This window comes from Algoriphagus lacus (assembly GCF_003583985.1).
GTDB lineage: Bacteria > Bacteroidota > Bacteroidia > Cytophagales > Cyclobacteriaceae > Algoriphagus > Algoriphagus lacus.
The window spans coordinates 245,465-264,529 of sequence record NZ_QXML01000005.1; the positions used below are offsets into that span (position 1 = coordinate 245,465).

Below are 19,065 nucleotides of genomic sequence, written 5' to 3' on the forward strand. Positions count from 1 at the left end.
GAGGTGGGATTATTGGAGGTATTTCTTCCCGAAGGAGTAAAATTCCTTCCCGAAGAAAATCAGATGGTTCTGGCCATTTGCAACATCATCGGCCAACATTTTGAATCCAAGATCAATTTAAGCGAATCTCAGAAAAATGAGAGACAACTTAAAAACCTACTAAAAAGTCAAACCAGTTATGTATTAAGAACTGATTTAGAAGGTAATCACACTTATTGGAATGAAAAATTCGAGGAGGAATATGGTTGGATTTACGGGATCGGGGGCCTATCCAAAGGGAATGCACTTCAATCCATTTGTGAATACCACCATCAAAGAACTCTCGAAACTGTACAAAACTGCATTCAATTTCCAGGAAAAATCTTTTCGGTGGAATTGGATAAGCCAGAAAAGGATAAAACCATAATTACCACCCTTTGGGAATTTGTAGCACTCGTAAATGAAAAAGGGAAGCCAACCGAAATTCAGTGCATAGGGATCAATATTTCAGATCGGAAAAAAGCAGAAACCAAGCTGATAGAGAGTGAAAACAGATTGAGGAGTTTGTTGGAATCCCAGACCAACTATGTGATCCGGACTGACTTGAGAGGTATCCACACTTTTTGGAACAAAAAATTTGAAGAGGATTTTGGATTTATCTACAGTTCAAAAGGATTGGAGTCAACTGATTCACTCACTTCCATTTGTGAATACGACAAGGAAAAAGCCATCGAAACGGTTACTAAATGCATTGAATCACCGGGAAATGTTTTTCAGGTGGAACTAGACAAACCGACCAAGTCCGGAAAGATCATGACCACCATTTGGGATTTCATTTGCCTCACTGATTCAAATGGAGCTCCTTTTGAAATTCAATGTGTAGGGATTGACATTTCCGACCGCAAGGAAACCGAAACAAAACTGAAGGAGAGTGAGGAAAAATACCGGTTTCTTTTTGAGGAATCTCCGGATGGTTATTTGGTTATCAAGGACAATAAATTCATCGATTGCAACAGAACCGCTGAAAAAATGGTAATGGCATCGAAGGAGGATTTGTTAGGAAAAAGTCCAGCAGACATTTCACCTGAATTTCAACCCAATGGTAGAAAATCCTCACATTATGCAAAAGAGATAATTGAGCTAACCCTAGCAAAAGGTCAAACGGAATTTGAGTGGCTTCACACAAAAAAAGACGGGACTGAGTTTTTGGCAGAAATCAAACTCTCCAAACTGGATAAAAGCGGAGAGGAAACGTTGTTCACTACCTGGAGAGACATTACGGAAAAAAGGAAAACCGAAATTGCCCTATTCAAGAGTGAAGAACGATTCAGGCAAATCTCTGAGCATACTGGTTCAGTAATTTGGGAAGTAGACCATACAGGGCTCTACACTTACATGGGGCCAGTGGCCAAACGGGTGTTCGGATATGACCCGCAAGAAATGGTTGGGAAAAAATATTTTTGGGACATTTTTCCGGAGAACCAAAAAGAGGAGCTGAAAATCGATGGGCTAAAATATCTTCAGGAAGGCATTGAATTATTGGACTGGGAAAACCCAATTCAAAGAAAAGACGGAAAAGTTATTTGGATCTCCAGATTTGGATCTGCCATTCGGGATGATTGGGGGAAAATAATCGGTTACAGAGGAGCGGATTACGACATCTCCTCCAGAAAAATAGCAGAAGAGGAAATGCGGAAATTCCGAATCATTTCGGACCAAGCATCATACGGAACAGTAATCACAGAATTTGAAACCCGACAAATCACCTATTGCAATGAGGCCTTTGCTAAAATGCATGGATATGAGATCTCGGAGTTAATTGGAAAAGTAATTTTCGACCTCCATACTCCGGAACAGCTGGAATTTTACTTGAATAATGTCTATCCAGAATACGCAGCAAACAAGGAATACAGCATTAAAGAATTTGGCAGAAAAAGAAAAGACGGATCCACCTTTCCTGGTTTAGCCACAGCAAAACTCTTTTATGATGAAGCTGGAAAACCAATATTCAATGCGGCCACTGTAATCGACATAACGGAGCAAAAAATAATCGAGGAACATATTACTGAGCAAAACCTCCGTTTCAAAGCAATTATAGATGCTATTCCCGATCTCCTTTACATCATGGATAAGGACGGGAATTATTTGGAGCACTTCAGTTCGAAACTTCAAAACCAGATAGGCGATTTTAGTTATTTGATCGGTAAAAATTTGAAGGATGTATTCTCCATAGAAGATTCGGAATTGCACCTTGGTCAAATATCAAAAACTCTTACAGAAAATAGGATTCAAACCTATGAATACCAAGGTATTATGGGATTTGAAGATCGGTTTTTTGAATCCCGAATAGTTCCAATGACCTCGAATAAGGTATTAAGATTTGTCCGGGAAATCACTGATCGCAAAAAGAGTGAAAGTGAAATCCAAAAGCTTAACCTTGCCATAGAACAGAGTCCGGTGGCAATTATCATCACAGACTTAAAGGGGAATCTCGAATACACAAATTCAGCTTTCCTAAAAATGACCGGCTACTCCCACGAGGAGTTGATCGGAAAGCCAATTGGTATGATTAAATCCGGTCTAACAGAACGGAAGGTTTATCTTGATTTATGGAAAACTATTAATTCAGGAAAAAACTGGCAATATGAATGGCAAAACAAAAAGAAATCAGGGGAATTGTTTTGGGAAAATATATCCATTACCCCTTTCAATAATCATGAAGGGAAGATTAAAAACTTCCTTGCGATAAAACAGGATATCACAGAGCGTAAAAAATTTGAGGAAGAAATCATAAGTCTAAATGTAAATCTGGAAGAGCGAATCAATTTGAGGACCCAAGAACTTGAAAAAACCAACAGGGAATTGGAAAATGCCAGAATTGAAGCAGACTCAGCCAATCAGGCAAAAAGTGAATTCCTATCCAGAATGAGCCATGAGCTACGAACCCCGATGAACTCCATCTTGGGATTCGCCCAACTCCTGGAACTTACAGAATTAACAACCTCACAAAAGAAAAGTCTCGAATATATTCTCAAAAGCGGCAGCCATCTACTACAACTGATCAATGAAGTTTTAGAAATAACCAAAATTGAATCAGGGAAAATATCCATTTCTCTTGAACCTGTTGATTTAATACACACCATTGAAGAAGTTGTCTCCTCAGTTATGCCATTTGCATTGGGGAAAAAAGTTGATGTTTCCTTCCCTCACCAAGACATTAAACAAAGTTTCGTTTTAGCCGACTTACAAAGACTCAAACAGATTTTGATAAACCTTATTAACAATGCCATTAAGTATAATCAGGAATTTGGTGATGTCTTTATTTTCCTGGAAAAGGTGCTAAAAGAAGACGATAGGCAATTCATCAGGGTCAACATCCAAGATAATGGTATCGGTATATCAGAGGAGGATATCCCAAAATTATTCAGGCCTTTTGAAAGAGTAGGAAATGCCAATTCCTTGATCGAAGGAACAGGATTGGGACTTTCTGTGGTCGAAAAACTGACCTTGCTGATGGGAGGTACTTTAGGGGTGGACAGTAGTTTGGGTCTTGGCAGCAAATTTTGGATAGAGTTGCCAATGGTGGATGCAATAGAAGGTATTGAAACCAAAATGGCTGAAATTTCCCCTATTGGCTATGACCAATCTTCAGGAGGAACCCTACTCTTGATAGAAGACAACATCTCCAATATTCAACTCATTAAAGAAATATTGATAAAACTTAAACCAGGATGTCAACTCGTAACAACTATGTATGGAATTGACAGCCTGACACTTGCCAAAAAACATTCTCCTTCCCTGATTCTTCTGGATTTGAACTTACCTGATACCCATGGGTCAAAAGTCTTGGAAATCCTTAAATCAGATCCAGAAACAAACGGGATTCCGGTCATCGTATTGAGTGCCGACGCGACCTCAAAACAAATTGAGGAAGTGTTAATGACAGGTGCCGATAGGTACGTGACAAAACCAATCAACCTAAGTGATATGATCAACATTTTTGATCATTACTTAAAACCTTCATCCATTGAATAAACCAACATGAAGAAAGCAATTTTAAATTCGAGGATATTCATTTTGGATGATCAGATTCAAAATATCATCCTGTTGGAAAATATTCTGAATCTCTCAGGTTTTCAGAATATATGGTCAACAACTAATCCCCAAGATTTGCTTATTCAACTTGAAAAATCGGATCCGGACATTTTGCTTTTAGATCTGATGATGCCAACTATTTCAGGATTTGAGATTTTGGGCAAGTTGAACACTCTTGGCGAAAACCAAAAATTCATGCCTGTTTTGGTGCTAACTGCTGACACCAATCCTAAAAGTAAAGAAAAGGCACTGAAATTAGGAGCCAGCGACTTCCTTACAAAGCCCTTTGATATCAGTGAAGTCACGCTCCGGATCCAAAATTTATTGACCACAAAGTATTTGGTGGATCAGTTGAAAGATCATAACAACCTTTTGGAAGAAAAGGTAAGGCAAAGGACAGAACAGCTCCAAATAGCAAAAGAAGAAGCGGAAAAGAACGAAAAAAAGTACCGCTTACTATTTGAGGCAAACCTGGATGATATCAACCTTTTTTACCTGGATGAAAATGGCCCCTCCAAATTCATTGAAACCAATCGAGCAAGTCAAACTGTGCTGGGCTACTCCAAGGAGGAACTCCTGAATCTCAGTATAAAGGATCTTGACACCCGACTTTCCGAAAAGGGATACTTCGAAGGTACAATTCAACAAATGTTGGAAAATGGTTCCCATGTTGTGGAAACAATTATTAGAAAAAAAGACGGGGAACTTAGGAATATGGAAGTGAAATCAAACATTTTGGAGTTGGAGGGTAAAACTGCAGTAATGAATATATACCGCGATATCACTGATCGGATTAAATCTATGGAAGCGATTATCAATCAAAACAAAGCATTAAAAGAAATTGCCTGGATTCAATCCCATGTGGTAAGGGCCCCTTTGGCAAGGATGATGGGGGTAATTGATCTGATGAATAACCCTGATTACGAAGGCAAGGATCCTAATCTTCCAAAATTCCTGGAAATCATATTAAATTCCGCACGTGAATTGGATCAGATTATACGAGATATTTCAAAGAAAACTTTTGAGGCCCAAAAAGAACAAAAATTTTAACCATCATACATGAATTTCGATCTTATAATCGTAGACGATGATCCGGATTATATTTTTTTTCACGTGCTTCTCGCAAAAAAATCAGGACTAAGTGAAGACCCGATAACTTTTGAGGACGGGCAGGAATTAATTGAATACGTCTCGGAGAACAATAATGAGAACCTTCGTAATACCTTGATTTTATTAGACCTATATATGCTAAGAGTAGATGGTTGGGAAGTTTTGGATTATCTGGAAAAACTAAACCTTCCTAATAAAATCAAAGTAATTGTTATCTCTTCATCTGTAAATATGAATGATAAAACAAAATCAATCTCCTATTCTTCGGTGATAGATTACATTGAAAAACCCCTACTCCTTAATTATTTAGAGAACATAAAAGATCAGTCTATATTTTAAATCATCTTTTAATTTTAAAGCGATACTTGTCAAAACCTATTATCTGTCCATGTAGGTTTTAAGAAATCATTTTTGAAATAAGTTTTATTCTCCGATTGGTTGGTAATCTCCAAGCCGCAAATTCCACTCAACGTGTTCCTGTACACCGGATCAAACTGTAGGCCTTGTAGGAATATTTTCTGGGAATGGAATAGTGGGCTTTCCTAGAACTAGCTACCCTTACCTATGGCTGAAACCGACCTATAATCTGAAAAAGCTGTCCAAAGAAGCAAATTTTAAATTAATCATTGGTTCACCAGATCTCCGGCCATAGCACAAAGGATAACGGAAATTCTGCTGGCCCTTTTGCCGGCCTAGGCTAAAGTATATCGACGAATTGACCCTAAAATCCCTTTATCGCTAAGAGAGTAAATTCCAACCTCGAATAGAAGACAATTTAAGCGAGGTAGGCAGTTTGGGGTAATTTTTTGAACCTTTCTAGAAGCCTATAAAATAAAAACTCTGTAAATCAGATGTTTACAGAGTTTTGATGTGGATTAAAATCCACTTTTGTCGGGGTGACAGGATTTGAACCTGCGACCACACGCCCCCCAGACGTGTACGCTACCGGGCTGCGCCACACCCCGATTGGAATGCGAAAATACGTGTTTCAATGATTTTAGCCAGAAGAAAAGATGTTTTTCCAAAGGGAATTTTAAATCTTCCTGGGAATCAATTTTTTAACTATTTAAAAATGAAAAAGATCAGGCTTTCTTGGACTTAGGAGGAGAAAAAACTGCTTGAAAATTGGAGTTACAGCAATTGTCACATAGGCTGGAAGTTTCCTTCAAAAGCAAAGCCTTTCTCATGGCTTCACGGCCATTGTTAAATGGCCCCAGATAATCCCGGTTTATCGAATCAGGTATATGAGGACAATCTTTTTCATGAATTTCAAAATGACCCTGGGCATTGGGTTGCGAGGATAGGTAAAAGAATTTCATTTGTACAGGAGATGAACTAACCAAAAGTACCAACCTAAAAAGTTCAAAAACATACCCTATATAGGGTATTTTTAATGGTTTTTAGTTGAATAATTCAAAAAACTAGCTCAATCTCTTCTTTTGATCTCTGATTGCCGCATAGGCATGGCATCGATTGTTTTAAAGATATCATACAGAACTGGAATGTCCTCACCAGCCTTTTTTATTCCCCCATCCAATCCAACAAGCACCCATTTTTCACTTGAATTTTTCTCCAGCCCCAATTTATTAAGGAAGGATTTCTCATCTACCTTTCCTTTATAATTGGAATTGAGAAGCTTCCCGTCCTTAAAATGGAAATACAGGAGTTTACGATCAGTAAGATCCTGTATTCTGGCTTCAGACTGCCAACTTGAAAAGTCACCTTTTCCTGAATAAATAATAATCCGGTTTTGCCAAATAAAGTCTTCGGTTGTTTTTATCCATTGGAGACTTACAAATAGAACAATCCAAGCTATCCAATTCATTACAATAAAACAGATTAGCTAACCAACTGTTTAAATATTGAAAATGATATTAATCCTTTTGAACTTTTTTAGCTGCTAAAAATGCTGCCTGTTGAAAATCCATCACTTGATAAAATCTAGAACTCAATTAGGAAATCGATTTCCTAAAATCTTGAATTCTTAATCCTTTTTCTTTTCAAAAGAAAACTGCTTATCAATTTGCCTGAACCAGATTATTTACATTTTTTTACACTTAGTTTACAATAGAAAAAAAGGGTCTGAATGCTTTTTACTGAAGATTTTCAGTCCTCTTTCTTAAAAAAATACAAAACTGGATCAATTATTGAATAAATAAATATCTTAAATAGTATTTCAAATATTATTAAATGCTATTCCAGTTTTTATTATAAAAATAAAGATTGATTCGACGCGCTGATATTACCCTTTATTAATGCTTAGAGTTTTACCCGAGTCCATAATTATTCTTTTTTTAAAACGCTGCCTGCTGGTCGGGCTTTTGGTGTTGGTATATGGGGTGAGTTGGGGGCAAACGAATACTTGGGATGGTTCAAGCAACAACAACTGGAACACTGCAGCAAATTGGTCTTTGAACCTAGTTCCAACGGCTGCACATGATGTAGTTTTTGAAACTAATGCGAGTGTAGCAGTCGATATAAATTCCACCATTAATAGCCTTACCATCAGAAACAACGCCACGGTAACTTTGACTTCTAGTGGAGGAGGAAGGACGATTACCATTGATGATTTGAACAGTGCCATCCAATCGGGCAGTACATTAAGAATTGCCGGATCTACAGGGTCTGGTACAAGATCGATGTCAATCCTTTTTACAGGGACTGCAAGAACTATGGTTATTGCTGGAACAATGGAATTGACTGGAATAGGCGAGGGATCTATTTATAATGCCACTAATAGCATTACTACAGTTTCCGGCTTAATAAAATTAACTGAAGGGGGAGGAACTTTAGGAGCTATTATTTCAAACTCTTCCAATTTTTCGCTTCTAAATGGAGCCATTTACAGTCATGAGGTCAATGGAGGAGAAATCCCCAATGCATCTTGGGATACAAATTCAACAGTAATAATCACAGGTACTACAAATAACATACCGACTGGAACAAATCAAAACTTTGGGAATTTCAGCTATACCAGCCCCTCTTTTACTGCAACAGGAAATTTTTCTCCCCTTGATATTGCAGGCAATTTGACGATTCAGAATCAAAATAGCGGCCTGCTAAGATTTGAGAACAACTTTACAATTAATGGTAATTTCACAGTTTCTAGTGGCCTGATTGGATTTCAAACCGGAAATAATCAAAACAGAACCATTACTACCTTGGGAAATTTGTCTGTTTCAGGAGGCACTATTGATTTGAGCAGAACAAATGGATCTACTGGAACATTAGAAATTGCCGGAGATTTTGACTTTTCTGGGGGAACCATAACTGAATCTAATGTTTCCGGTAATATTATTTTCAATGGTCCCGGAACCCCTCAGGTATTCACCTCAGGAGGAACAGTTTCCAATACCATATCCTGGACCGTCAATTCGGGGGCATTTTTACAAATGGCATCAGAAGGAACAACGGTTACTGGGGGAGGCTCTTTTACTCTTTCTTCTGGAGCAACGTTGGGAATCACCTCAGCTTTAGGAATAACAACCTCCGGAGCAACTGGAAATGTACAAACCACAACCAGAAGCTACGCTACAGGCGCGAATTACATTTATAATGGAAATGTAAACCAAGCTGTTGGCAATGGACTTCCATCCACTGTAAACAGCCTAACGATTGCCAACACTGGTACCGCAGGGTCAAATACAGTCACGCTTAATGCAAACCGAACTATCACCACTGATCTAAGTGTAACCTCAGGTACTTTTGACCTTGGCGCATTTACAGTCAATAGAACAAACGGAGGAGGAACCCTCACTTTAGGGGTCAATACCAATTTATTGGTAGGTGGAACCAGTAATTTTCCTTCGAATTACACTACCCGAAACATCGACTGCACAAGTACGGTAAACTACAATGCTGCCGGAAATCAAACCCTAGCGGAAGTCAATTACGGAAATCTAGTTTTAAGCGGATCAGGTGTTAAAACCCTTCAATCAGGCACCACTCAGATCTGTACAAATTTCACCCTTTCCGGTACAGCATCCACCACCGCAGTGACTGGGCTTACGATTGGAGGAAATGTCGATATCGGAACAGGCACTACCTTCTCAGCAGCTTCTTTCACGCATAATGTAGGAGGAAATTGGACCAATTCAGGAACCTTCACCGCAGGTAATTCAACTGTTAATTTCAACAGCGCAAATCCGGGATCAATTAATACATCCTTGGGTACCGGCAGCTTCGCCAATATTTCTTTCACAGGTACCGGAACCAAGACCATCAACTCCTCTCTTGCCGTAAGCGGCAACATTACTCCAGTTTCTACAGCAGTAGTACTGAGCGGCACCAATACCCTCACTCTGAATACCGGTAAGATCATGGAAATTACTTCCAGCGGATCTTTGAGCACTCCAGGAACAGGAAAATTTATTTTAGAGCCTGGCTCAATCTATGTAAACCGAAGCAGCTCTAATCCTAGGTTGGAAGTCAAACAAGCAATTACTGGAGATAAGGGTTGGAGAATGATCGGTTCGCCGGTCAATTCCACTTATGCCTCATTGACTTCAGGATTGGAAACACAGGGCTTCCCAGGTTCCACTAATCCTACCCTACAACCCAACTTACTTTGGTGGGATGAGACGGACAAGGGTACTACGCTTCAGGGATGGAGACAACCTGCCAACCTTTCAAATTCAGTTCCGGCCGGAAGAGGGCATTACTTCTATGTGTTCGACGGTGCCAGTAAGCCCTCACCTGCCACAGGAACTTACAGCGATGTACTTCCCAAAACGATAAGTGTTACCGGGACTGAGGTAAATCTGGCTTCTGGAATCTTTGATTTTGAAGTGACTTTTTCCGCAAGGGACACCAATCTCGTCGCACAGGGAGAAACGTTGATTGAAATTAATCAGGCTGACGAAGGATTCAATCTTATTGCCAACCCCACCGCCAGTACGATTGATTTCAACTCCAGTTCAGGTTGGACCAAGACCAATATGGACGAGTCTATTTATGTATGGGACCCGGGCACATCCAGCTTCCTGACTTGGAATGGATCAGTAGGTACGCTGGGAAGTGGAAGAATCGCACCTTTTCAGGCCTTCTGGGTTAAGACCAACGCTACCAATCCCCTGTTACTGCTTTCCGGAAATGGATCCAAAACTCTAACCCCCACCTCTTTCTTTGGTAGAAAATTGGAAGATAAACCGCTCGTTATCGATTTGCATGTTACCGGTGAGGGAATGGAAGCAGAATCCTTTATTTCCTTTGAAAAAGATGGGGCGACCGGACAGGATCCGAAAGACGCCTATCAATTGGAATCCTTGGCCGAAAACTGGCTTTTCCTATACACCTATGGATCACTTAAAACCCAAAGTCCGCTGGTAATCAATAATCAACCCGTATTGGATGGTGAGGAAAAAGTGATTCCGCTCCATTTAGCAGCTTCAAAGGGAGGTCAGGCTATCGCAGGCACTTACTTGATGGATTGGAAGATTCCCTCCGAATGGCCTTCAAAAATTCCAGTGACCTTGATGGATCATATCAACCAAAAAGCCATAGATATGAAAGCTGAATCCATGCACTCGTTTAGCTTCCAGGGTCCCGAAGTACCGAATTCGGGAGCAAGAAAGTCTGTAAGCGAATTTTCCGCTCCAAATGCTGTCATCTTCCGCTCTCCTTACGAAAGCGGAGAAATCAATGCACGAACCGCTGCTTCCGGAAAACCACAGCGTCCATTCACCATTTACATCGGATCATTCCCGAATGACCGAATCGAATACTTGCCTGATTTCCCAAAGTTGTTTGCTCCTGTGCCAAATCCGTTTAGCGAACAGACCAAAATCCGCTTCTACCTTCCTGTGGCAGAAAAAGCAGAAGTCAGAATCTACGATATCCTTGGCCAGGAAGTCGGAAGCTTTCCTGCACAGGCTTATGAAGCAGGCATCCAGGAACTGGATTGGATACCTAATGCAATCGATCTGACAAGCGGGATGTATGTCATCCGCCTGAGTACCTCTTCCGGACAATTCACCCAAAAACTGATCAAAAATTGATGAAACGGACTTTCATTCTTTTCTTCCTTTTCATCTCCAGTTATTGGGGTACAAGAGCATGGGCTCAGGTAGACGATACCCGAAAGGCTGAACTGTCTGTCAGGGCTACAGCCACTGTAACAGACAATCTCCAAATGCTGACTATCCGAAATCTGGATTTGATTTCCCCTGCAGTCATAGACAACAAAATCATGGTTTCTCCCATCACCAGCGGGTTTGCCGGCATGTTCAAAATCCTCGGTAATCCAAGAGGAAGAGTCCGGATCACATTCCTTCAAAATGAAATTTTGAAAGAGCAGAACGAGGGTTTCGGAGAAGTGGCTGCTCAGTATTTTGTCAGTGAGGCTTTTGAGGACACACAGTTCCAGAGCACGCTTTTGCAGGTTGGGGAGGCTAATGTAAGACTCAGCGAAGAAGGTGTACTGTTTTTATGGCTGGGAGCCGATTTGGATTTATCCCGAGCTACACCGGGGATATACCTGTCTGAATTTATCATTGAATTGGAATACATTTGATGAAGGAAGCGCTGAACTATCCAAAACTGATTACGCTGGTGTTCCTGGCTTTAGGAGGACTGTTGTTCTCCCGAGAAAGCCATGCCCAACGGATAAATTTCAGCACCTGGACTGGAAGCGATGACATCACCATTACGCCAGTGCTGGGGAGTCCAAACCTCAACTTTAATCAAAAACAAGCTAACATTTCAGTAAATAGCCCTGCTGTCACCATCAATCTTTTAGACAATCAGGCAGTTGCATTCAGGATTGAAGCACCCGAGGGATTTGACCTTACTGTGGAAGTAGATGCACCAGCGTTTCTTTCCTTGGACGGTGCAGGCACCGTCCCACAGGAGCAAATTCCTTTTCGGGTAGGAATTGCATACAACAACATGGAAGCTGGAAACGAAATGACAGCAAAAGCCGGGGCTGTGCAACTTCCGACAGGCTTTTACAATGTTACTTTTCCGGTCAACCGTCGTGTGGGTGGAGCCCCCGGCCCACCTCCTACTCCGATTTCCGGTACTGATACACTTCCAAAAGCTACCGCTTATCTATTTATCTACGGAGAACTTGGACCTATAGGCCCTGTCAATGCGGGTAATTACTTGGGTGAAATCAATATCAATGTCTTCTTCACCAGCAATGACTAAGCATCTGATTCATATCGCCCTACTTATACTTTCGATGGTGATCCCGGTCTCCGTACAGGCTCAGTTTGTCTCCATTCGATTGGAACTGCCAGCTGGAATCCATTTCAATGCTCAAATGCTGGATCCAATGGAAGGAGGTACATGGGAAAACAGCAAGGCTAAAATTTGGGTGGGAATCGAATCTCAGGAAAACTTGACTTTACTCCTGGATTTGGAATATCCTGAAGGGGAAATCCTGCCCGCTCCGGAAGCCTATTTCCTGAATGACGGAACCAATGATTTTGAAAAAGCACTGAAGCTAATCCAGGGATCTCATGAACTTCTAATGAACTCTACTGCACTTCTCATCCAAAATCTGGACCCGAGACCAACTCATATTCAAGCCTGGCTAGGATTACCGGTATTAAATGGAATTACCATAAAACTCGAATACCCTTAAACAAAACGAAAACTTAAAAAACACAGGAACATGATGCCTATGAAAAAACAGTAAATCAAACCTTTAAAGAACATCAACGATGTTTAAAGCAAAAAAAAATTCAAAATTTTCTTTTACCTATTATTTTAAAAAAAACAACAAACAAATGAAAACAATCTTTAAATCAATTCTTACCCTTTGCATGGTAGCAGGTTTGGGACTTGCAGCAAACGCGCAGAAAACAGCTTCAGCGACAGCTTCTGCTGAAGTATTAGCAAACCTCACCATTACCTTAGATGGAACTCAGGATGAAATCGCATTCGGTACACTTTCAGCATCTACAACTGGTGCTGTTGTTCTAGATGCAAATGGATCAACTAATGCCAATACAGGTACTGTGGTAAATGTAGCCCGATTTAATTTGGCAGGTGCAGCTGCTAGCGTTACGGTATCATATGATGCCACAGTAACCCTATCCAATGGTGGCTCAACTCCTGCAACAATGACCATGACTCCAGAAGTGGTTGGCGCTGCCCTATCTACTGCCCAGGCAGCTGCTACAGCTGTGGCATCTGGTTCCCAAGTTACATTGGCGGATAATCCAGATACCACACCTGCTTTTGATCCAGTTTATTTCCTTTGGGTTGGTGGTACAATCCCAGCTCTTACTGGTCAAGCAACTGGTACCTACACCGGTACATTTAACATTGACGTTGAATACAATTAATTACCCAAAGCCGGCAGGAATTTCTGCCGGCTTTTCTATACTTTAATCTTATGAAACACATCTTACCAGCTATTTCCGCATTCTTGTTATGTCTGGGCTCTTTTTCAGCTTTGGCACAGGTATCCTTGGCTCCCACTACGGTTTTCATCGACCAAAATGGAATAGGAACGCTATTCGTCACCAATCCCGGGGATACGCCTCAGGAAATCAACGTGAGTTTTCTCTTTGGCTATCCCGGAAATGACGAATTGGGCAATCTTACTATGGTCTATGGAGACAGCCTAATGGAAAAGCAATTTGGAATGGGCGATCGCCTTAGAGCATTTCCCCGAACCTTTATCCTAGCACCTCAACAGCAACAGACCGTCAGACTTCAGGTTAGGCCGGACAGATCGCTGGCAGAAGGCACCTATTTCACCCGAGTGAAAATCACTTCAAATGCCCAGACCGCCGATGTGGAGCAAACAACCACGGAAGGAGTGTCCACTCAGGTCAACTTCAAGTTTGATCAAGTGATCGCCGCATTTCAGAAAGTAGGTACTGCTACCACCGGATTGGAGTTTGGGCAAGTGACTACTGAAATCAAGGACGGAATGGTTCGGGTCATACCGGAGTACAAAGTGAGCGGAAACTCACCCTACTTGGGAAGTGTTACAGCCACTTTGAAAAATGCACAGAGTGAGACTTTGGCAGAACAGCAACAAACGGTTGCCTTATATTTCTCCGGGAAAAGGGCTGTGGAATTGAAGCTTCCTGAAAATCTTCCGGCTGGAACTTATGAAATCACGCTTACCTATGAGACCAAAAGATCTGATATCCCATCCTCTGATTTGGTACAGGCCCCTGCTGTGACTCAAAAAGTGACGCTCAATATTCAGTAAGTGTTTATATAGTCGAATTCCTTTCCAGACCACCCCAAAGCCCAATTACCTGAACAGTTGAAATCACTCAGATTTCTCCTTCTTGGATTCCTGTTAGTATCACTAACTGGGATTCTTCAACCTGCTTTTGCCCAGCAAGAGCCAGATGGAGAGGTATTGCTTAATTTCAACTATCCGGCTGTAGGGAATGTGTACCTCAACGGGGTATTTTTCGGAGATGTGGCCTTTCTCCCTCTTGGGGAAGTCTTAAGTTTACTATATATACCAACTGAACGCACAGATAGCGGTAAAGGCCTAAAAGGAGCCTATCCAACTAAAAATGACAACTGGTCTGTAGACCCTGTCACCAATCAATTGATCATCAACGGGAAATCCGAAACCCTAGAAGCGGATAAATATTACCTTGGTGAACTGGATCTTTTCCTTCATCCGGATTACTTCAAGCGAATTTTTGGAATCACTTTTACCATCAACACATACGCCTTGAGCGTGAGTATGAAATCTGATTACACTCTTCCGATAGAAGAACGACAAAAGAGGGAAAGTATCCGAAAACAACTCCAACAACGGACCAGTCAAGGAAGCACAGCTGCACCACTCCTTTATGACCGGGAACGAAAAGCCCTAAGTCTTGGTGTCTTGGATTACAATGTCAATTACAACGCCACAGATGCAGGAAATAACCTAGGCCTGTACTTTAATGCCGGAATGGAATTATTGGGTGGGGATCTTCAGGGAAGCTACAATGGAAATATCAACAACGGGAATCTACTGAGCAGTTTCTCAGGCCTGAGGTGGAGGTACGTACTTCCCGGTGGAATGACTCCAGAGAAAAATGTCGGACTAGCCAGCATCTCAGCAGGCCAAGTCAATACCACCAGTTTCAATAACGCAGCCAATTTGGTCGGAATTTCAGTCACCAACAATCCCGTGATCCCACGTTTGGATTTGGATGTTTTTGTGATTGATGGCACAACTGTTCCCGATTCGGAAGTGGAATTACTGATCGGAGGTCAATTGGTTGATTTTACCCGAGCGGATGAAGTGGGCTATTACCGTTTCAATGCGCCAGTCACCTACGGTACCGTCCGATTAAGCACAAGAATTTACACCCCCCAAGGGGAGGTCATCATCCAGGATAGACAAATCCAGGTTCCCTTTAGCTTTTTACCCAAAGGGTTTGTGGGATACAATATTCAAGCTGGTCTACCCCAATTCACTTTTGACAGTTTGGGCACCACCTTGGCTACCCATGCGGATATTTCTTATGGAATCACCAATGCCCTAACTGTGCGGGCAGGTGCAGATCAGGGAGAAATTTTCGGAGAAAAATCCATTTACCCGGTCTTTGGACTTTCTGCCAGACTTTTTCAACAGTATCTGCTGAATATTGATGCCTTACCGGATCGTTATTATCGGGCAAATGCCAGTGTTTTTTACTCAGACAATACCAGCATCAACGCTCAATACACGGAATACAATCCCAACTCTGCGTTCAATTTTCGAGGACAAACACGGGATGCCAACCTGAATGTGTTTTATCCATTCAAAATTCTGGGGAAATTCTCAGGCTTCCGGGTAACCGGTGAACGGATTTGGTTTGATACCGGATTGGGAGTTAACAATTACCAGTTTGACTTCAATACTCAAATCAACCGAGTAGTTCTTCGGTTTAACTACCGAGGAGGTGCTCGGGGATTGGTCAATGATCCTGAGAATCCCACCCAAAATCAATTTGGCCTTTTTACCAGTTCACTTACCTACACCTTGCCACGCACACCTGGCATTCCGGTCTATGTCCGCGGACTTTTCCTTCGAGGACAATTCCGATATTCTACCCTGCTGGAGCAACCCGAATCGGTAAGTTTTCTTCTTTCCCAAACCTTATTCAAAAACGGGCGCTTTACCCTAGGCTACGACAGAGAATTGATCCGTGACCTTTCACAGTTTCAGATAGGGTTCCTGTATGATTTTAACTCTCTCAGGACGTCCACCCAGTATTCCAAGCGAACCAATGGCTACTCCTTCCAGCAGGGATTTAGCGGATCTTTAGCTTACGATCCTGCAGGAAATTCCGTCATCCCAAGCAACAGAGACCAAATTACCCGTTCCGGGGCCACCGTCCGTCTCTTTATCGATGCCAATGAAAACGGGATTTATGACACAGGAGAAGAAGTCGTACCGGCAAAAGCAGTCCGATTGGATCGCTCCGCCAATATCCTGATTGGCTCAGACGGAATCCTGCGCATCACCCAACTCCAAAGCTATTGGAAGTATCGGTTGGACATTGACGTAGCGGCATTGCCTAATCCAAATCTGGCTCCTAAACTGAAGAGTTTCTCCTTCGTTGCCGAACCGAACCGCTTCAGGGAAATTGATATTCCGCTTTACCAAACCGGAATTATTGATGGGTTTATCCTTCTGGAGAAAAATGGAAAGGAGCAGGGACAGGGTGGTTTGAGACTGGAATTGATGCGGGAAGGCGAAACCGAACCGGTGGAAATCATCCGTACGTTTTCAGATGGAAGCTTCTATTCCTATGGACTTCTGCCTGGGAAATACAAGCTGAAGGTAGATTCCAAACAATTGGAATTCATGCAGGTAGAGTCAGATCCGGCAGAGTTGGAATTTGAAATCAAAGCATTGGCAGACGGAGACTATTTGGAAGGGCTTACTTTGGTCTTAAAACCAAAATCGGAGGATTAGATTTCTTTTTAACCTATCAGGTTTTCGAACACTTTAAGGTTATCGTTACAATTATCCTGCTGCCAAAAATCGCTCTACCAGTTCTCCCCACTCCTCCTCCAAACTGAGATGTGGGCGCTTCTCTCCTGCCCTTGCATACCAATAATCTGCATTCCAAAGATCCCCTTCCTTTCGGTGCAAGTAGGCATGAACGCGGGCAGCCGTTTTGCCTGAAAGTTGATCTACCTGATCGTGGGCTTTTTCCCAATCGCCCTTTCCATCGTACCATAAGGCAGTCAATTCGGCCGAACTGGAAAACTGACTGCAATCAGTATTCAAAAATTCCGACAGGGACTTTTGCATTTAGTCTATCGTTGAATTTGTTGTGGTCATTTCATGAATGATACCATCCAGCTTAGCCAGATTGGCTCTTTTTTTTGGTTCCAGATACTGTTTTGCGTAGTCGGTGTGATACTGATGGGAATTGACAAAATCCCTGGAAATTTTCAACCAATCCAATAGATTCAATTCATCCCCAATGAGCACTTCGCGTTCTTCCTTGAGCAATAGTGTCAGCTCATACCATTGCTCTGAACTCAGGTGGTACAGATCGGAATCGCACAAAATCTGCTCAAACAAATTTTTGGGACTTTGAGGCATTTTGGTAGCAAGGATGGCGGAAGTGATCCGATTAATCCGCTCAGGTTCGTGCTCAAAATTCCTCAAAAAACCAGCGGCCATCTCCGCACCCTGAGCTTCATGCTCCACGGGATCTCCGTCCCAATAGCCAATGTCATGAAACCAGCCTGCAAAAAATAAATCCTCCATTTCCTCACGTGGCAACTGGTAATACCTCCCGAGTTCGTTTACTTTTTCGACAATAAATAAGGTGTGATTGAGATCGTGAAAGCAAACCTGGGGATGCAACTGGATCGAAAACATTTCCCTGATCCAACTTTCAAACTTGTCCAATTCTATTTTCACTTCATTAGGTTTTATAATACAGTATCTTAGCTAAGATAAAAACTAAGTTTTTGAAAAACCATGCGCATCCCCAAAATCTTAATATTGGCTACGGTATTTTTCTCAGGCTGTAATTCAAACACTCAACCTGTGGAAAACCTCTACTCCCTACCGGAAGGGTATCAATTGGAAAATGTTTCCAAAGTCAAACTCCTTGAGGAGTTAAAAGAGATTTCCGGAATTTTCTGGAAAGAAGATTTCATTTGGGCAGTGGACGATGAATACGGAGATCTTTTCCAGATCGATCCCAAATCCGGCGAAATCAAAACCCGTGTGAAATTCGGAAAGGACCAAGACTACGAGGACTTGGCTATTTTGGGAGACACCGCTTGGGTTTTGCAAAGCAATGGAGACTTGCATCGGGTGACAAACTTTCTCCAAAATGACCCCCAAACTGAAGTTTTCGAATTCAGCCAAAAGGGGAAAAAGGATTTTGAAACCCTGGTTCAAAAACCCGGACAAAATTCTCTGTTGATCATCTGCAAAAATTGCGAGTGGGATAAAAAAGGCGAATCCTCGGTTTTCGAATTTGATCTTACAACCGAAGCCTTTAAAGAGAATCCGGTTCAAACCCTGAAGTTCGATGAAGTAGCTGGGATGGAATCTGTTTTTTCCGACCAAAAGCCAACCATGGAACCCTCCGCATCGGCGATCCATCCCCTAACTGGTGATCTGTTTATCCTTTCTTCAGCTGGAAAATGGCTCCTGGTAACGTCTCCGACTTTTTCACCCAAAAGCGTCCATGCGCTCGATCCCAAGCTTTTTGAGCAGCCGGAAGGAATTTCTTTTGATCCCAATGGAAACCTCTTCATTTCAAATGAAGGGCAAAACAAAAAGCCAAACCTACTGTCCTTTCCTATTTCCCGCTAAAAATCTTAAAAATCAAACGAACCATCCTACTGATTTCAAGGCGTTTGTTTCTCGCAGAAAACGCTTCCGTCTTGATATTCTTTTCCGGGTTGGCTCGTAAAGTTTAAATTCTATCTTTGCCCAATTATTTA

14 protein-coding genes and 1 tRNA gene are annotated in these 19,065 nt (G+C 41.8%); 11 read left to right on the forward strand and 4 right to left on the reverse strand.

What is annotated here, in order from left to right; all coding sequences use genetic code 11:
* Nucleotides 1–3 precede the first annotated feature (3 nt).
* Genes D0X99_RS11890 through D0X99_RS11900 form a run of 3 tightly spaced genes read left to right on the forward strand, consistent with a single transcriptional unit; the run spans nt 4 to nt 5,523 of the window.
* A complete protein-coding gene (locus D0X99_RS11890; RefSeq protein ID WP_119478046.1) occupies nt 4–4,014 on the forward strand; it encodes a PAS domain-containing hybrid sensor histidine kinase/response regulator in 4,011 nt (1,336 codons plus the stop codon).
* Between the two features lie 6 nt (nt 4,015–4,020).
* Nucleotides 4,021–5,124, forward strand: coding sequence for a response regulator (locus D0X99_RS11895; protein ID WP_119478047.1), 1,104 nt, complete (start codon nt 4,021–4,023; stop codon nt 5,122–5,124).
* Nucleotides 5,125–5,133: 9 nt separating this feature from the next.
* Nucleotides 5,134–5,523, forward strand: coding sequence for a response regulator (locus D0X99_RS11900; RefSeq protein ID WP_119478048.1), 390 nt, complete (start codon nt 5,134–5,136; stop codon nt 5,521–5,523).
* A gap of 552 nt (nt 5,524–6,075) precedes the next feature.
* Here D0X99_RS11900 and D0X99_RS11905 read toward each other — a convergent pair.
* Nucleotides 6,076–6,149, reverse strand: a tRNA-Pro gene (locus D0X99_RS11905).
* 461 nt (nt 6,150–6,610) lie between these two features.
* Nucleotides 6,611–7,009 carry a DUF4174 domain-containing protein gene (locus D0X99_RS11915; protein WP_119478050.1) on the reverse strand — a complete coding sequence of 133 codons (399 nt, stop codon included), beginning with the start codon at nt 7,007–7,009 and terminating at the stop codon, nt 6,611–6,613.
* Nucleotides 7,010–7,439: 430 nt separating this feature from the next.
* On the opposite strand from D0X99_RS11915, the gene D0X99_RS11920 reads away from it, so the two are divergent.
* The 7 genes from D0X99_RS11920 (at nt 7,440) to D0X99_RS11950 (ending at nt 17,062) form a co-directional block, all read left to right on the forward strand.
* Complete coding sequence (locus D0X99_RS11920; protein ID WP_119478051.1) at nt 7,440–11,180, forward strand: T9SS type A sorting domain-containing protein; 3,741 nt, start codon at nt 7,440–7,442, stop codon at nt 11,178–11,180.
* The gene (locus tag D0X99_RS11925; protein WP_119478052.1) at nt 11,180–11,695 is read left to right on the forward strand and encodes a hypothetical protein; all 516 of its coding nucleotides are present in this window, start codon (nt 11,180–11,182) and stop codon (nt 11,693–11,695) included. Before D0X99_RS11920 ends, D0X99_RS11925 begins: the two co-directional genes overlap by 1 nt.
* Complete coding sequence (locus D0X99_RS11930) at nt 11,695–12,330, forward strand: hypothetical protein (protein ID WP_119478053.1); 636 nt, start codon at nt 11,695–11,697, stop codon at nt 12,328–12,330. Before D0X99_RS11925 ends, D0X99_RS11930 begins: the two co-directional genes overlap by 1 nt.
* Entirely contained in the window at nt 12,305–12,769 is a 465-nt protein-coding gene (locus D0X99_RS11935; RefSeq protein WP_158587701.1) for a hypothetical protein, read from the forward strand. The genes D0X99_RS11930 and D0X99_RS11935 overlap by 26 nt, the downstream gene beginning before the upstream one ends.
* A 145-nt stretch (nt 12,770–12,914) precedes the next feature.
* Complete coding sequence (locus D0X99_RS11940; RefSeq protein WP_158587702.1) at nt 12,915–13,475, forward strand: DUF4402 domain-containing protein; 561 nt, start codon at nt 12,915–12,917, stop codon at nt 13,473–13,475.
* Between the two features lie 50 nt (nt 13,476–13,525).
* Nucleotides 13,526–14,356 (forward strand): hypothetical protein, encoded by an 831-nt coding sequence (locus tag D0X99_RS11945; RefSeq protein WP_119478056.1) that lies wholly within the window; start codon nt 13,526–13,528, stop codon nt 14,354–14,356.
* A gap of 57 nt (nt 14,357–14,413) precedes the next feature.
* On the forward strand, nt 14,414–17,062 hold the full coding sequence (locus D0X99_RS11950; RefSeq protein WP_233553705.1) for a hypothetical protein: 2,649 nt from the start codon (nt 14,414–14,416) through the stop codon (nt 17,060–17,062).
* A 51-nt stretch (nt 17,063–17,113) separates the two neighbouring features.
* On the opposite strand, the gene D0X99_RS11955 is transcribed toward D0X99_RS11950, so the two are convergent.
* Together D0X99_RS11955 and D0X99_RS11960 are read right to left on the reverse strand one after the other, a co-directional pair.
* A complete protein-coding gene (locus D0X99_RS11955) occupies nt 17,114–17,404 on the reverse strand; it encodes a hypothetical protein (protein WP_119478057.1) in 291 nt (96 codons plus the stop codon).
* On the reverse strand, nt 17,405–18,025 hold the full coding sequence (locus D0X99_RS11960) for an HD domain-containing protein (protein ID WP_119478058.1): 621 nt from the start codon (nt 18,023–18,025) through the stop codon (nt 17,405–17,407).
* A 60-nt stretch (nt 18,026–18,085) separates the two neighbouring features.
* Between D0X99_RS11960 and D0X99_RS11965 the strand changes: the two genes are divergently transcribed.
* The gene (locus D0X99_RS11965) at nt 18,086–18,934 is read left to right on the forward strand and encodes an SdiA-regulated domain-containing protein (protein WP_119478059.1); all 849 of its coding nucleotides are present in this window, start codon (nt 18,086–18,088) and stop codon (nt 18,932–18,934) included.
* Nucleotides 18,935–19,065: the final 131 nt, after the last annotated feature.

Coding starts and splice junctions, on each gene's coding strand:
- D0X99_RS11925 (WP_119478052.1), top strand. CDS start 11,180: ATGAAACGGACTTTCATTCTTTTCTTCCTTTTCATCTCCAGTTATTGG.
- D0X99_RS11935 (WP_158587701.1), top strand. CDS start 12,305: ATGTCTTCTTCACCAGCAATGACTAAGCATCTGATTCATATCGCCCTA.
- D0X99_RS11940 (WP_158587702.1), top strand. CDS start 12,915: ATGAAAACAATCTTTAAATCAATTCTTACCCTTTGCATGGTAGCAGGT.
- D0X99_RS11945 (WP_119478056.1), top strand. CDS start 13,526: ATGAAACACATCTTACCAGCTATTTCCGCATTCTTGTTATGTCTGGGC.
- D0X99_RS11955 (WP_119478057.1), bottom strand. CDS start 17,404: ATGCAAAAGTCCCTGTCGGAATTTTTGAATACTGATTGCAGTCAGTTT.
- D0X99_RS11895 (WP_119478047.1), top strand. CDS start 4,021: ATGAAGAAAGCAATTTTAAATTCGAGGATATTCATTTTGGATGATCAG.
- D0X99_RS11930 (WP_119478053.1), top strand. CDS start 11,695: ATGAAGGAAGCGCTGAACTATCCAAAACTGATTACGCTGGTGTTCCTG.
- D0X99_RS11915 (WP_119478050.1), bottom strand. CDS start 7,009: ATGAATTGGATAGCTTGGATTGTTCTATTTGTAAGTCTCCAATGGATA.
- D0X99_RS11965 (WP_119478059.1), top strand. CDS start 18,086: ATGCGCATCCCCAAAATCTTAATATTGGCTACGGTATTTTTCTCAGGC.
- D0X99_RS11920 (WP_119478051.1), top strand. CDS start 7,440: ATGCTTAGAGTTTTACCCGAGTCCATAATTATTCTTTTTTTAAAACGC.
- D0X99_RS11900 (WP_119478048.1), top strand. CDS start 5,134: ATGAATTTCGATCTTATAATCGTAGACGATGATCCGGATTATATTTTT.